Origin of the sequence: Cobetia sp. MC34 (assembly GCF_018340035.1) — a bacterium.
In the GTDB taxonomy this organism is placed as follows: domain Bacteria; phylum Pseudomonadota; class Gammaproteobacteria; order Pseudomonadales; family Halomonadaceae; genus Cobetia; species Cobetia amphilecti.
Window position 1 is genome coordinate 72,047 of record NZ_JADPPY010000003.1, and the last position, 14,279, is coordinate 86,325.

At 64.4% G+C, this 14,279-nt stretch carries 10 protein-coding genes and 1 pseudogene; 10 read left to right on the plus strand and 1 reads right to left on the minus strand.

Annotated features, from left to right (window positions below):
* Positions 1-54: 54 nt before the first annotated feature.
* The 9 genes and pseudogenes from IZU87_RS02535 to tilS all read left to right on the plus strand — a co-directional run bounded on the left by IZU87_RS02535 (position 55) and on the right by tilS (position 11,763).
* A complete protein-coding gene (locus IZU87_RS02535) occupies positions 55-567 on the plus strand; it encodes an OmpH/Skp family outer membrane protein (protein ID WP_043333014.1) in 513 nt (170 codons plus the stop codon).
* A 92-nt stretch (positions 568-659) separates the two neighbouring features.
* The gene (gene lpxD, locus IZU87_RS02540; protein ID WP_213113582.1) at positions 660-1,697 is read left to right on the plus strand and encodes a UDP-3-O-(3-hydroxymyristoyl)glucosamine N-acyltransferase; all 1,038 of its coding nucleotides are present in this window, start codon (positions 660-662) and stop codon (positions 1,695-1,697) included.
* A gap of 193 nt (positions 1,698-1,890) precedes the next feature.
* Positions 1,891-2,334: a 3-hydroxyacyl-ACP dehydratase FabZ gene (gene fabZ, locus IZU87_RS02545; RefSeq protein WP_043333010.1), complete on the plus strand. Its 444-nt coding sequence runs from the start codon at positions 1,891-1,893 to the stop codon at positions 2,332-2,334.
* A complete protein-coding gene (lpxA, locus tag IZU87_RS02550; RefSeq protein ID WP_043333008.1) occupies positions 2,331-3,098 on the plus strand; it encodes an acyl-ACP--UDP-N-acetylglucosamine O-acyltransferase in 768 nt (255 codons plus the stop codon). The genes fabZ and lpxA overlap by 4 nt, the downstream gene beginning before the upstream one ends.
* 2 nt (positions 3,099-3,100) lie before the next feature.
* A complete protein-coding gene (lpxB, locus tag IZU87_RS02555) occupies positions 3,101-4,252 on the plus strand; it encodes a lipid-A-disaccharide synthase (RefSeq protein WP_213113583.1) in 1,152 nt (383 codons plus the stop codon).
* Positions 4,253-4,353: 101 nt separating this feature from the next.
* A pseudogene (gene rnhB, locus IZU87_RS02560) lies at positions 4,354-4,998 on the plus strand (ribonuclease HII); the annotation flags it as partial.
* Positions 4,999-5,369: 371 nt separating this feature from the next.
* Positions 5,370-8,870 (plus strand): DNA polymerase III subunit alpha, encoded by a 3,501-nt coding sequence (gene dnaE / locus IZU87_RS02565; RefSeq protein WP_054556522.1) that lies wholly within the window; start codon positions 5,370-5,372, stop codon positions 8,868-8,870.
* A 276-nt stretch (positions 8,871-9,146) separates the two neighbouring features.
* A complete protein-coding gene (gene accA / locus IZU87_RS02570) occupies positions 9,147-10,100 on the plus strand; it encodes an acetyl-CoA carboxylase carboxyl transferase subunit alpha (protein ID WP_213113585.1) in 954 nt (317 codons plus the stop codon).
* Between the two features lie 142 nt (positions 10,101-10,242).
* Complete coding sequence (gene tilS, locus IZU87_RS02575; RefSeq protein WP_213113586.1) at positions 10,243-11,763, plus strand: tRNA lysidine(34) synthetase TilS; 1,521 nt, start codon at positions 10,243-10,245, stop codon at positions 11,761-11,763.
* 41 nt (positions 11,764-11,804) lie between these two features.
* On the opposite strand, the gene ppx is transcribed toward tilS, so the two are convergent.
* Positions 11,805-13,364, minus strand: a complete 1,560-nt coding sequence (gene ppx / locus IZU87_RS02580; protein ID WP_502711602.1) for an exopolyphosphatase — start codon at positions 13,362-13,364, stop codon at positions 11,805-11,807.
* Between the two features lie 406 nt (positions 13,365-13,770).
* On the opposite strand from ppx, the gene trxA reads away from it, so the two are divergent.
* Positions 13,771-14,097 carry a thioredoxin gene (gene trxA / locus IZU87_RS02585; RefSeq protein ID WP_043332999.1) on the plus strand — a complete coding sequence of 109 codons (327 nt, stop codon included), beginning with the start codon at positions 13,771-13,773 and terminating at the stop codon, positions 14,095-14,097.
* Positions 14,098-14,279 lie beyond the last annotated feature (182 nt).

A 14,279-nucleotide genomic window follows, 5' to 3' on the forward strand; every position in this document is an offset into this window, starting at 1 on the left:
GTCGGTCGCTGAGTCATCAGTGACTGAACAACAGGCCTACAAGGAGTTTGTGTGATGCGTAAATTGACCCGCGCCCTGTGTCTGGCTGGTGGCCTTGCCGCCATGGCGACTCCGATGCTGGCACAGGCCACCGAAGTCGCGGTCCTCGACTGGCGCCAGGCGCTGTTGAGTTCCGACTCGGCCAAGATTTCCATGAACCAGCTCAAGAATCAGCTGGCCGGCAAGCAGGACCAGGCCAAGGCACTCGCCAAGGAACTGGAATCCCTGCAGGCCAAGCTGCAGAAGGACGGCGCCGTGATGTCCGATTCCGAGCGTCAGTCCGTGCAGCAGCAGCTGCGCCAGAAGGGCGGCCAGTTCCAGCAGCTGCGTGGCCAGGTCCAGCAGCAGCAGCAGCAGGCGGAGCAGACCTTCCTCAAGCAGTCCAAGCCGAAGCTCGACAAGGCCATCCAGCAGGTCGTCGACAAGCATGGCATCGAGCTGCTGGTCGACCGCAATGCGACGGTCTACAGCAAGGACGGTATGGACCTGACCAATGAAGTGACTCAGGTGTTCAACTCGCTCAACTGAGTGCATCCCGCGCGCGCAAGCGTGCGGGATGTGTTGCATCCGAGCATGCCAACGCGAATGCGAGCCAGAGGCGCTCAGCGCCCAGAGACAGAATGAAAAAGCGACAATTCTCTTACACTCTCGAGGATCTGGCTCAGCGGCTGGGCGCTCGTCTCGTCGGTGACCCAACTGTCCGGGTCACCGGCCTGTCGACGCTGGTCGATGCTGAGCCCGGCGATATCGCCTTCCTCGCCAATCGCGCCTACCTCAAGTATCTCGGGGAAACCGCCGCGACTGCCGTGCTGCTGCATGAAAGCCATCTTGAAGAGTGCAAGGGCAATGCCCTCGTGCTGGACAATCCGTATCTGGCCTACGCTGAGCTGTCGCGTCTGTTCGATCCGCTGGCGGTCGAGCCTCAGGCGAGCGTGCACGCCAGTGCCGTCATCGACGAGACCGCAACCCTGGGGGCCAATGTCGAGGTCGGCCCGCAGGTCGTCATCGGTCCGGGCGTCAGCATCGGCGACAACACGCGCATTCACGCGGGTTGCGTGATCGGGGCTGACAGCGTGTTGGGCGAGGGCTGTCTGCTGCACCCCAATGTCACGCTCTATCATGGCGTGGTGATCGGGGCGCGCGCGGTACTCCACAGCAGCTGCGTGATCGGCGCCGATGGCTTCGGCTTCGCCCACGATGGCAAGGGCTGGCACAAGATCGCCCAGCTCGGCGGCGTGCTGATCGGCGATGATGTCGAAGTCGGCAGCTGCACCAGCATCGATCGTGGCGCGCTCGGCGACACCATCATCGGCAATGACGTCAAGATCGACTCCCAGGTCCAGATCGCGCACAACGTGCAGATCGGTGACCACTCGGCGCTGGCGGGCTGTGTCGGCATCGCCGGCTCCACCAAGGTCGGTCGCTACTGTCTGATGGGCGGCGGCGTGGGTCTGGCGGGGCACCTGGAGATCGCCGATGGCGTGCAGGTGACCGGCATGAGTCTGGTGACCAACTCCATCACCAAGCCGGGCGTCTATTCCTCCGGCACTGGCGCGATGGACAACGGCCTGTGGCGCAGAAATGCCGTACGTTTCAAGCAGTTGGATCAGTTGGCGCGACGCTTGAATCAGGTCGAGAAGAGTTTGAAGGACAAGTAGTACTGCAAGCCCGGGTAGTACCTGTCCAGAGCAGAGTCTCGCACCTGCTTGGCGCACTGTCGGGCAATGAGCGGCTGCCAGCCACGCGCAAGGACGCTATAATGCGCGCCATTGCCCGAACGGCGGTCCGGACCGTCATTACATGCCTGCCCGCGAGCGGCAGGCATTTCGTTATTTCAGAGGTTGCAAGCCAATGGTTATGGACGTCAACGAGATCCGTGAGTATCTCCCGCACCGCTATCCTTTCCTGCTGATCGATCGTGTCATGGACCTGACCCTTGGCGAGTTCATCGTCGCGCGCAAGAACGTCAGCATCAATGAGCCGTTCTTCAATGGTCACTTCCCGGAGCACCCGATCATGCCGGGCGTTCTGATCGTGGAAGCCATGGCTCAGGCGGCGGGTATTCTCGGCTTCAAGACCGTCGACAAACGTCCCGCCGATGGCTACATCTATTATCTCGTCGGAAGCGACAATGTGCGCTTCAAGCGCCCGGTGATGCCGGGTGACCAGCTCGAGATCAGCGCCCGCGTGCTGCGCGAGAAGCGTGGTATCTGGAAATTCGCCTGTCAGGCCAAGGTCGACGGCGATCTGGTCTGCGAGGCCGAAATCATCTGTGCCGAGAGGAAGGTCGCTTGATACATCCTACTGCCATTGTCGATCCCGGCGCCCGCCTGGCCGATGATGTCGAGGTCGGCCCGTTCTGCGTGATCGGGGCTGATGTCGAGATCGGCGCTGGCACGGTGGTGGGGCCGCATGTCGTCATCAAGGGCACCACCGTCATCGGTGAGCGCAACCGTATCTTCCAGTTCGCGTCAGTGGGCGAGGACTGTCAGGACAAGAAGTACGCCGGTGAGCCGACGCGTCTGGAAATCGGGGATGACAACGTCATCCGCGAGGGCGTGACCCTGCATCGCGGCACCGTCCAGGATGCCAGCCTCACGCGTATCGGCAGTCGCAACCTGTTCATGGCCTACTCGCATGTCGGCCATGACTGCATCATCGGTGACGACTGCATCATGGCCAATCAGGCGACGCTGGGTGGCCATGTCCATCTCGGCAACCACGTCATTCTGGGTGGCCTGTCGGCGGTGCATCAGTTCTGCCATATCGGTGAACATGCCATGGCGGGTGGTGGCTCCATCATCACCAAGGACATCGCGGCCTTCGTGATGGTCAATGGCCACCCGGCGGAAGCGCATGGCCTCAACAGCGTCGGCCTCAAGCGTCGTGGCTTCAGCCGCGAGACCATCTCCGCGCTGAACACGGCCTACAAGACGGTCTTCCGTCAGGGCCTGACGCTGGCCCAGGCCCTCGAGCAGCTGGAAGCCGAGCCGCCGCTGGCCGAGCGCGATGTCTTCATCGCCTCGCTCAAGGCGTCCACTCGCGGCCTGACTCGCTGAGCATGCGCATCTACCTGGTAGCCGGGGAACTCTCCGGTGACATCCTCGGTGCCAGCCTGATGCGCGCGCTCAAGGCGCGCTATCCCGATGTCGAGTTTCGTGGCATCGGCGGCCCGCGCATGCAGGCCGAGGGCTTCGACAGCCTCTACCCGCTGGAAACGCTGTCGGTGATGGGGCTGGTCGAGGTGCTCAAGCATCTGCCGGCGCTGATCAAGGTGCGTCGCCATCTGTTGCGCGACGCCCTTGAGTGGCAACCCGACGTGATGATCGGCATCGATGCCCCGGACTTCAATCTGGGGCTCGAGCTGCGCCTGCGCAAGCAGGGCATCACCACCGCGCACTACGTGAGCCCCTCCGTGTGGGCCTGGCGTCAGGGGCGCGTGAAGACCATTCGCCGCGCCGTCGATCGCATGCTGACCTTCCTGCCCTTCGAGGCCGCCTTCTATCGTGAGCATCAGGTGCCGGTGACCTTCGTCGGCCATCCGCTGGCCGATGAGTTGCCGCTCGAGGATGATCGCGCTGCTGCCCGTGGGCAATTGGGGATCGACCCGGAAGTGCAGCTGCTGGCGGTATTGCCGGGCTCCCGCGCCAACGAGATCCGCTTTCTCGGCGAGACCTTCCTGGCCGCCATCGAGCGCCTCTGTCAGCGTTACCCCGGCCTTGAGGTGGTGATCCCGGCGGCCACGCCGCTGCGGCGCACCGAGCTCGAGTCCCTGATGGCGGAGCGCGAAGGGCTGGATCGCAGTCGCATCCATCTGGTGGATGGCCAATCGCGTGAAGCGATGACCGCCGCCGATGCCGTACTGCTGGCTTCCGGCACGGCGGCGCTCGAGTGTCTGCTGTGCCATCGCCCGATGGTGGTGGCCTATCGCATGGCGCCGATGACACATCGCATCGCGCGGCATATGGTCAAGACCGAGTGGATTTCCCTGCCTAATCTGATCGCCCGCGAGACGCTGGTGCCGGAGCTGATCCAGGACGCCGCCACGCCGGAGTCCATCGAGGAAAGCCTCGCGCCATTGCTGTCGCGTGCCGCCGGTGACGTCGCCCGCCAACGAGAACTGCGTGAGCGTTTCACCGCCATGCATCGTGAACTGACCTGTGATGCCAGCGCCGCGGCCGCCATCGCCATCGGTGAACTGGCCAGACGCTGATCCCGCGTGTCGCCGCCAGACATTGCGCTACCCTTGATTGAATCACCTCGACAGGCAGATCGCATTGGCGCTCTGCCTGTTGTCTTACGCCTCGAGATATCATGACCGACTCTGCCGACAGCCACGCCACTACGCCTTCTGCGCGCAAGCGTAAACCCGCCGATGATTTTCCGCCGCTGGTGATTCCCTATCAGGGGCAGTTGCTGGCCGGTATCGACGAGGTCGGGCGTGGGCCGCTGGTCGGCCCGGTGGTGGCGGCAGCGGTGATTCTGGACCCGAATGACCCCATCGAGGGCATCACGGACTCCAAGAAGCTCAGCGAGAAGAAGCGTCTGGCCCTCTACGAGCAGATTCGGGCCCGTGCCTGGGCGTGGGCGATCGCCGAGGCCACCAGTGACGAGATCGATGAGCTGAACATCTATCAGGCCACGCACCTGGCCATGCGGCGCGCCATCGATGCACTGGGCGTGCGCCCGGAATACCTGCTGGTGGATGGCAATCGCCTGCCGGGGCACGAGATTCCCGGCATGGCGGTGGTGAAGGGTGATCTGCGCCACGCTGCCATCGGCGCGGCCTCGATTCTGGCCAAGGTGCATCGCGACGCCCAGATGGCGGCGCTGGATTCACACTTCCCCGCCTATGGCTTCGCGCGTCACAAGGGCTACCCGACCCGCGAGCATCAGGCCGCCATCGAGGAACATGGCATCCTCACCTTGCATCGCAAGAGCTTCGGGCCGGTCAAGCGACTGTTCATGTCGGGGCACGTGCCACAGGCCGTGCCGCCGGACGCGCTGATTGCGCTTCCGGCCCCGCAGGCAGCGACGCCAGAGCCGAGCGTGACGTTGAGCGAGGCAAGCGAGCCGAGCCAGCAGCCCACGGCAAAAAAGCCGCCAGCCGTGGTCTGACTGATGCCAGTGAGACCACGGCATCCCCGTCAGTCGAGCCTGCCCGGGCGGATGCTGCGCCTTCAGATGCTATGCCTTCAGACGATGGCGCTGACAGGCTATCCTTGAAGCCCGAGCCTTCAGCCTCGCAGCCGCCGCCGGCACCCGCAGCGACGACAGCACCCGCCGCAACCGAATCCTTCACCGTCACGCCGACTTCACGAGCCGATTCCATGACCACGCCCTTTGTTCACCTGCGCGTTCACACCGAGTTCTCCCTCGTCGATGGTCTGCCCGGCGTCAAGCCGCTGATCAAGGCGACCGCCGCGGCGGGCCAGCCGGCTGTCGCGGTGACTGACGAGGCCAACCTGTTCGGGCTGGTCAAGTTCTACTCCAATGCGCGCGCTGCCGGCATCAAGCCGATCATCGGTGCCGACATGTGGCTGATCAATCCCCAGGATGCCACGCGCCCGTATCGCCTCACGCTGCTGGCGATGAACGACACCGGCTATCGCAACCTCACCGAGCTGATCTCGCGCGGCTGGACCGATGGCCAGAAGCAGGACCGCGCCTACCTCGAGAAACAGTGGATCTTCGAGCAGGCCGAGGGCCTGATCGTGCTGTCCGGTGGCCGTGAAGGCGAGATCGGCCGTCATCTGCTGTCGGACCACGAAGACAGCGCCCGGGCACTGCTCGGTGAGTGGAAGGCGGTGTTCGGGGATCGCTTCTATCTGGAGCTGACCCGCACTCAGCGTCAGTACGAGGAAGAGTGCTTGCACCTGTCGGTAGCGCTGGCCGAGGCCACCGATACGCCGGTGGTCGCCACCAATGATGTGCGCTTCCTCAAGCGCGAGGACTACTGGGCCCACGAGACGCGCGTCTCCATCGGCGAAGGCAAGGCGCTGGATGACCCGCGGCGCGAGACCCGCTACAGCGATGAGCAGTACCTGAAGAGCGCCGAGGAGATGAGCGAGCTGTTCTCCGACATTCCCGAAGCGCTCGAGAACAGTGTGCTGATCGCGGCGCGCTGCTCGGTGACCGTGCAGCTGGGCACCTACTTCCTGCCCGAGTTCCCGGTGCCGGAAGGCATGACGATGGACCAGTTCTTCCGCAAGGTCTCGCATGATGGCCTGACGGAGCGCCTCGACAAGCTGTATCCGCACGCCAGGCATCCGCGCGACAGCGAGGCCTGGGCCGAGATCGAGCAGCGCTACCGCACGCGGCTGGATTTCGAGCTCGACATCATCCTGCAGATGGGCTTCCCCGGTTACTTCCTGATCGTCATGGACTTCATCCAGTGGGGCAAGGACAACGGCGTGCCGGTCGGCCCGGGGCGTGGTTCCGGTGCCGGCTCGCTGGTGGCCTACGCCCAGAAGATCACCGATCTGGACCCGCTGGAATATGATCTGCTGTTCGAGCGCTTCTTGAACCCGGAACGTGTCTCCATGCCCGACTTTGACGTCGATTTCTGCATGGAGAAGCGTGACCGCGTGATCGATTACGTGGCCGAGCGCTACGGGCGCAACGCGGTCTCGCAGATCGTCACCTTCGGCACCATGGCCGCCAAGGCCGTGGTGCGTGACGTTGCGCGTGCCCAGGGCAAGCCCTATTCGCTGGGTGACAAGCTCTCCAAGCTGATTCCCTTCGAGGTCGGCATCACGCTCGAGAAGGCCATCGAGCAGGAGCCGCAGCTCAAGGAATTCATCGACAACGACGAGGAAGCCCAGGAAATCTGGGAGATGGCGCTCAAGCTCGAGGGCACCACGCGCGGCACCGGCAAGCACGCCGGCGGCGTCGTGATCGCGCCGACCAAGCTGACCGACTTCGCGCCGCTGCTGTGTGATGAGGACGGCAGCGGTCTGGTGGTCCAGTTCGACAAGAACGACGTCGAGGAGGCCGGGCTGGTCAAGTTCGACTTCCTGGGTCTGCGCACCCTGACCATCATCGACTGGGCGACCGAGATGGTCGACAAGATCCGTGAGCGGGAAGGGCTGGCACCGCTGGATATCGATGATATCCCGCTGGATGACGCCAAGACCTTCGACATGCTGCAGAAGGCGGAGACGACGGCCGTCTTCCAGCTGGAATCCCGCGGCATGAAGGAGCTGATCAAGAAGCTCAAGCCCGACTGCCTGGAAGACATGATCGCCCTGGTGGCCCTGTTCCGCCCCGGCCCGCTGCAGTCCGGCATGGTGGATGACTTCATCAACCGCAAGCACGGCCGTTCCGAAGTGTCTTATCCACACCCGGATTACCAGCATGAGCTGCTCAAGCCGGTACTGGAGCCGACCTACGGCATCATCCTGTACCAGGAGCAGGTCATGCAGATCGCGCAGGTGCTGGCCGGCTATACGCTGGGTCAGGCCGACATGCTGCGCCGCGCGATGGGCAAGAAGAAGCCGGAAGAGATGGCCAAGCAGCGCGCCGGCTTCATGGAAGGGTGTGCGGGCAAGGGCATCGACAAGGACCTGGCCGGCAACATCTTCGACCTGGTGGAGAAATTCGCCGGTTACGGCTTCAACAAGTCGCACTCGGCGGCCTATGGCCTCGTCTCCTATCAGACAGGCTGGCTGAAGGCGCACTACCCGGGGCCGTTCATGGCCGCGGTGATCTCGACCGAGATGCAGACCATCGAGAAGGTAGTGCCGCTGATCGAGGAGTGCCGCCATATCGGCCTCACGGTCACGCCGCCGGATGTGAACATCGGCGGCTACAAGTTCACCGTCGACCTGGAAGGGCGCGTCGTCTACGGCCTGGGCGCCATCCGTGGCGTCGGCGAGGGCCCGATCGATGCGATCGTCAGCGCGCGCGCCGAGGGTGGCCCGTTCAGCGACATCTTCGATTTCTGCAAGCGCATCGACGCCAAGAAGATCAACAAGCGCACCCTGGAAGCGCTGATCCGCTCCGGCGCGCTGGACAACATCGGCCCGTCGCGTGCGGTGCTGATGCTGGCGGTGGAGGATGCGCTCAAGGCCGCCTCCCAGAATCACGCCAACAACGATGTCGGCATCACCGACATGTTCGGCGATGCCTTCAGCGAGCCGGAAACCGATGTCTACGCCGGCTATCGCAAGGCGCGCGAGTGGACCGACAAGGAGCGCCTCACCGGCGAGAAGGACACGCTGGGGCTCTATCTGACCGGCCACCCCATCGATGAATACGAGGGTGAGCTCAAGCGCTTCATCAATGCACGAATCAGTGACCTCAAGCCTTCGCGTGAGCCGCAGCGCATCGCCGGGCTGGTGATCGCCATGCGCACCATGAAGTCCAAGCGGGGCGATACCATGGCCTTCGTGACCCTGGATGACCGCACCGGACGCATCGAGGCCTCGATGTTCGGTGAGCTCTATGATCAGGTGCGCAACAAGCTGGTGCCTGACAGCGTGGTGATCGTCGAGGGCGAGGTCAGCCAGGATGACTATTCCGGTGGTCTGCGTCTGCGCGGCAAGGATGTCACGCCGATCATCGACGCGCGGGCGCGCTTCGGTGAGGCGGTCGAGATGAGCATCGCCGCCGAGGACATCGGCGGTCGTTTCACCCAGCAGCTGACCACCTTGCTGACGCCGCATCTGGCCAGCGAAGGCCTGCCGATGCGCCTGCGTTATCGCAACGCCGCGGCGGAGGCCTGGCTGGAGCTGGGCGAGCAATGGCGCGTTGCGCCCAGTGATGAGTTGTTGATCCAGCTGGGTGAGGTGGAAGGCCAGCGCGGTGTGCGCCTCAAGTACCGTGACTGAGGTGCTGGCCCGCAGGATGGTGCCTGCCTCGCCAAGCGGCGGGGCAGGCGCAGCACCGAGATGAGTGGCGTGGGCGCAGAGTTAATCCACGCCTAACAGGCGGGCAAGGTTTGCACCTGTCGAACAGGGTGCGATAATGCCTGTCCATCTTTTCCGTACCCAATTCCATGCCGACTGTGACCGCCGCGAGCCACAGATCGCCTGAGCGTGTGCTCAGGGGGAGTGACCCGGCCGACTCGCTTTCCTGGCTGCCCGAGACGACGAACGAAACGCCTTATGAATCCCAATTATCTGGACTTTGAACAGCCGATCGCCGAGCTGCAGGCCAAGATCGAGGAACTCCGTCTGGTCGGTAACGACTCCCAGGTCAACCTGTCTGACGAGATCGCCCGTCTGCAGGACAAGAGCACCAAGCTCACCGAGTCCATCTTCAAGGACCTCGGCGCCTGGCAGGTATCTCAGCTGGCACGTCACCCGCAGCGCCCGTATACCCTCGACTACCTCGAGAATCTGTTCACGGATTTCGATGAGCTGCACGGCGACCGTCACTACGCGGACGACGAAGCGCTGGTCGGCGGTATCGCGCGTCTCGACGACAAGCCGGTGATGGTGATCGGTCACCAGAAAGGCCGCGACGTGAAGGAAAAGGTGCGTCGCAACTTCGGCATGCCGCGTCCGGAAGGCTACCGCAAGGCCTGCCGTCTGATGGAAATGGCCGAGCGTTTCAAGATGCCGATCCTGACCTTCATCGACACCCCGGGTGCCTATCCGGGTATCGGTGCCGAGGAGCGCGGTCAGTCCGAGGCCATCGCCTACAACCTCGCGGTGATGTCTCGTCTCAAGACGCCGATCATCTCCACCGTCATCGGTGAGGGTGGTTCCGGCGGCGCACTGGCCATCGGCGTGTGTGACGAGCTGAACATGCTGCAGTACTCCACCTACTCGGTGATCTCGCCGGAAGGTTGCGCTTCCATCCTGTGGAAGAGCGCCGAGCGTGCCGCCGATGCCGCTGATGCGATGGGCATCACTGCCTCGCGCCTCAAGGAGCTGGGCTTCGTCGACAACCTGATCAAGGAGCCGCTGGGTGGCGCGCACCGCAACCCGCAGTCCGCTGCCGACAGCATCAAGGCTGCGCTGGGCGAAGGTCTGGAGCGTCTTGGCGCCCTGGATACCGATGCCCTGCTGGAGCGTCGTTACCAGCGCCTGATGAGCTACGGCGCCCCGGCATGATCCCGGTGCCTCTCGCGTGATGCGCGATCGGCTCATGCCCGCGTGACCAGGACGCCTCCGGATTCTTCCGGGGGCGTTCTTGCGTTCAGGGTCGGCGTTTTCTCCTCCACTTCCTTCATCCGCTTCGCGACAGGAGCCCGACATGTCTCTGTCCCCCTCACTGGATTCGCTGTGCCTGCGTGCTCAACCGCTGAGCGAGATGGCGGAGTCGCGCGCACTCGTTGCTGTGCGCGAGGCGCTCGAGGCCAGCGATGCCAGGCGCACGGTGTGGATCGCGCTCTCGGGCGGGCTGGATTCGGTGATGCTGGCGCGGCTGGCGGCTCGCGCGGTCAAGGACTGCCCGCGTCGACTGCGGCTGGTGCATGTGCATCACGGCCTGCAGGCGGCCAACGATGATTTCGAGCAGCTGGCGCGCAGGCTGGCCTCGCGTCTCGGGCTGCCGCTGAGCGTGCGTCATCTGGCGCTGGCGGAGACAGCACTCAAGTCGCGAGGACTGGAGGCGGCAGCGCGCGAAGGGCGGCTGGCGGCACTGAGCACCTGTCTGGTGGCGGGGGATAGCCTGTGGCTGGCGCAGCATCAGGATGATCAGGCCGAGACGCTGTTGCTCAACGCATTGCGTGGCAGCGGCGGGCGCGGGCTGGCGGCCATGCCGCCTGAGCGGGCGCTGACCGTGGGCGAAGCGTCTCCCGGGCGAGGCCAGCCCGCCCATGGGCGAGCACGACTACTCCGGCCGCTGTTGGGCATCCCGCGCCATGAAATCCAGACATTGGCGAGCCAGCAGGGTTTGCAGGCGGGGCACGACTGGTGCGAAGACCCCAGCAATGTCGATCAGCAGTTTGATCGCAACTACCTGCGCCACAGTGTCGTGCCGCTGCTGCAGGCGCGCTGGCCGCAGGCCGTGGCCAGCCTGGCGCGTTCGGCGCAGCAGTTGCAGGAAGAGCAGTCACTGCTTGATGAGCTGGCGGCCGAGCTGCTGGCGAAGGTTCAGGTGTCAGGCGCAAAGCGCCTGGCTCAGAGACAAGGACAGGAGCAGGGGCAGGGACTTGATCAGGGCCTGGATCAGGGACGGGCGCACGAGACGCAGTTGTCACTGGCGGAGCTGGCAGGCTTGAGTGAGTCACGTCAGCGGTTGGTCCTGCGCCATCTATGCCAGTCGCGTGGCTGGCCGGTGCCGCCGCGGGGTCGCTTGATGAGCCTGCAGCAGTTGATCGCCACGCCGCCCGACTCGGTGGCCGAGGTGTGCTGGGCCAACGCCGAATGCACCGTCAGCGTGCGCGCGTGGCGCGGCCAGCTGTGGTGGCAGGTGTCAGATACCGTTATTGAGCAGGGTGTGCGTCATCGACAAGGCGATACCGGCTGTGCGGGAAGTGGTCGCCAACCTGGCGAGATACCTTCCTGTGAGTGGGATGCTGAGGCGCGCAAGGCATGGCGGGCGCTGGGAAGGGATGAGCAGCATGTTGCCTTCACCTCGCGTCAGCCGGGAGATGTACTGCGAGTGGCAGGGCGGGGGCGGCGCGATCTCAAGCGTTTGCTGCAGGAAGCCGAAATCCCGCCGTGGCAGCGTGACCAGTTGCGTGTGGCACGCATGCACGACGGGACAGTCGCGGGGCTGTGGCACCCCTCGCGGGGCTGGTGGCTACTGGCCGTACTCACACAGCAGTGAGGCCAGCGGGCGGTCTCGCCGATGTCTTGCGCACTGCTCGCTCAGGCATCGGCCAGTGTCAGCGTCATGCCGGCGGCTTTCTGCAGCTCGCTTTCCTGACTGAGGTCATCGTTGATCAGGCTGTGATCGCGATATTCCTCGGTCAGGTTGAGCGTCAGGTCGTCGCCTTCGGCGCTGAGATGCATGCCGAGCACCGGCGCTTCCGAGCGTGAATGGTTGAGCATCACCGCCATGCGCAGCAGGCGTGACAGACGCGCCAGACGCGGTTGCTGCGGCTCCGGCAGCGCCGCCAGTTCGTTCTTGGGGAACTTGCGACGGTGGGCGCGGACCAGGAAGGCCAGCGCGCGCTGTTCCGGACGCGAGAAGCCGAGCAGGTCGGAATGCTCGAGCAGGTAGGCGCCATGGCGATGGAACTGGCTGTGGGAAATCGCCTGGCCGACTTCGTGGAGGTCAGCGGCCCAGCTCAGCAGCTGACGTGACGTCGCCCCCAGTGCCCAGTCGCCGGCGACCTGATCGAACAGCTGCAGGGCGGTGTCGCGCACATTGCTGGCGTGGCGGGTATCGATGCCGTAACGGCGCTGCAGCGACTCGATGGCCGACAGACGCGAATCCTCCGGCGTGTTGCGCCCGATCAGATCGAACAGCACGCCTTCACGCAGCGCGCCGTCGGAGTAGCGCATCTGCTCCAGTCCCAGTGCCTCGAAGACGCCGCACAGGATGGCGATGCCCGCCGGGAAGACAGTGGCGCGATCGCTCTTCAGGCCCGGCAGGCTGACCTTGTCGAGGCGCTTGAACTCCAATAGCGCCGCACGCAGCTTGTGCAGCCCCTCACGTGTGACCACGCCATGCGGGGCCCAGCCGTGCGCTTCCAGCACGTTGGCCGCGGCCTTGATGGTGCCGGAGGAGCCGACCGGGTCATCCCAGCCCATCTCGCGATAGGTGCGCTGGATGCTGGCCAGTTCCGAGCGTGCGGCCAGCTCGGCGCGGCGCATGCGTTTCTCGCTGATCTCGCCGTCCTGGAAGAAGGCCTTGGTATAGGCGACGCAGCCCATGTGCAGGCTTTCCAGCAGCTGGGGCTCGAACTGCTCACCGATGATGAACTCGGTGGAACCGCCGCCGATATCGACGATCAGGCGCTTGCCGTGCACATCGGCCAGTGCATGCGCCGCGCCCAGATAGATCAGGCGGGCTTCTTCGCGCCCGGCGATGATCTCGATGGGATGCCCCAGCAGGGCCTCGGCACGCTCGATCAGTTCTTCACTGTTATGCGCGGCGCGCAGGGCGTTGGTGCCCACGACCCGCAGATGGTCGGCCTCGATGCCATCGATGAAGGGCGCGAACTGGGCGAGGCAGTTGAGGGCGCGCTCCATGGCTTCCTCGCTGAGCATGCCGTCTTCGTCCAGCCCTGCCGCCAGCTGGACCTTCTCACCCTGCTTGGCCACGACCTGCAATTGCCCCGCCTGATGGTTGGCCAGCAACAGGTGGAAGCTGTTGGAACCCAGATCGATGGCAGCCAGCTTCAGCAGCGGGGCCTCGTTGCCGGCGCTGCCTTCATCAGAGGCGGCGGGTTGCGGGTGCTGGGAGGGTGCTGATTCACTCAAGGGCGGAGTCCTTTACGGCGGGTCATTCATGGCAGGCATCATGCACTGCCTCCTTCACGCCAACTCCTGCGACGGCTTCCTTGCGTAGCGACCATGGCGCAATGAAGTTGTCGTGAGCGTGGGCGGCCACCGGACGCGAGCCTGCTGCGGGAAGATGACGCTGGCAGCAGGTCGCGGCGGCGACTCTCGCAAGATTGCGGCGACTGGCCAGAGGTGTCAAACCGGTGGCACACACGGCGCCATCACCACGAGGGGCTGGCGGCACATTCAGCGCATGGGGCATGCTATTCTAGCGGCGTGATATGACAGAACGACGAAGTCGCGGGTCATCATCACGCTCAATGAGTCGCAAGCCATCACGCAGCACAATCAGCAAGACCAAACGGGTCTGGGAGATAACGTCGCGATGAGCGAACGTGTGGTACCGATTGCAGAAAGGGACTTCGAATCCGTGGTGCTGGAAAGCGAGCATCCGGTGCTGGTGGATTTCTGGGCTTCCTGGTGCGGGCCGTGCAAGAGCGTGGCACCGACACTGGAATCCCTGGCCGAGGAATACGAAGGGCAGCTCAAGATCGTCAAGGTCGATGTCGATGAAGCCCCTGAACTCGCCGCCCGCTTCGGCGTGCGCGGTGTGCCGACATTGATGCTGTTTGTGGGCGGCAATGTCGAAGCCAGCAAGGTGGGCGCCATGCCGCGCGCGCAGCTGGCAGCCTTTCTGGATGCCAATCTGTGAATCGGGCCTTGCCGCCGTCGGGTGCCTTGAGACGTCAGTGAAAGCGCCACGTCAGCGGCGGCTCTCGCAGCACTGGCTGGCCGGTGGTGAGCGCTTCAGGCAGCGCCGGGTGCGCCACCAGGCCGCCGGGGCTTGCGTTCAGGGGCCGGCTTGACTACCATCGAGGCGTTCGCCTGATTACA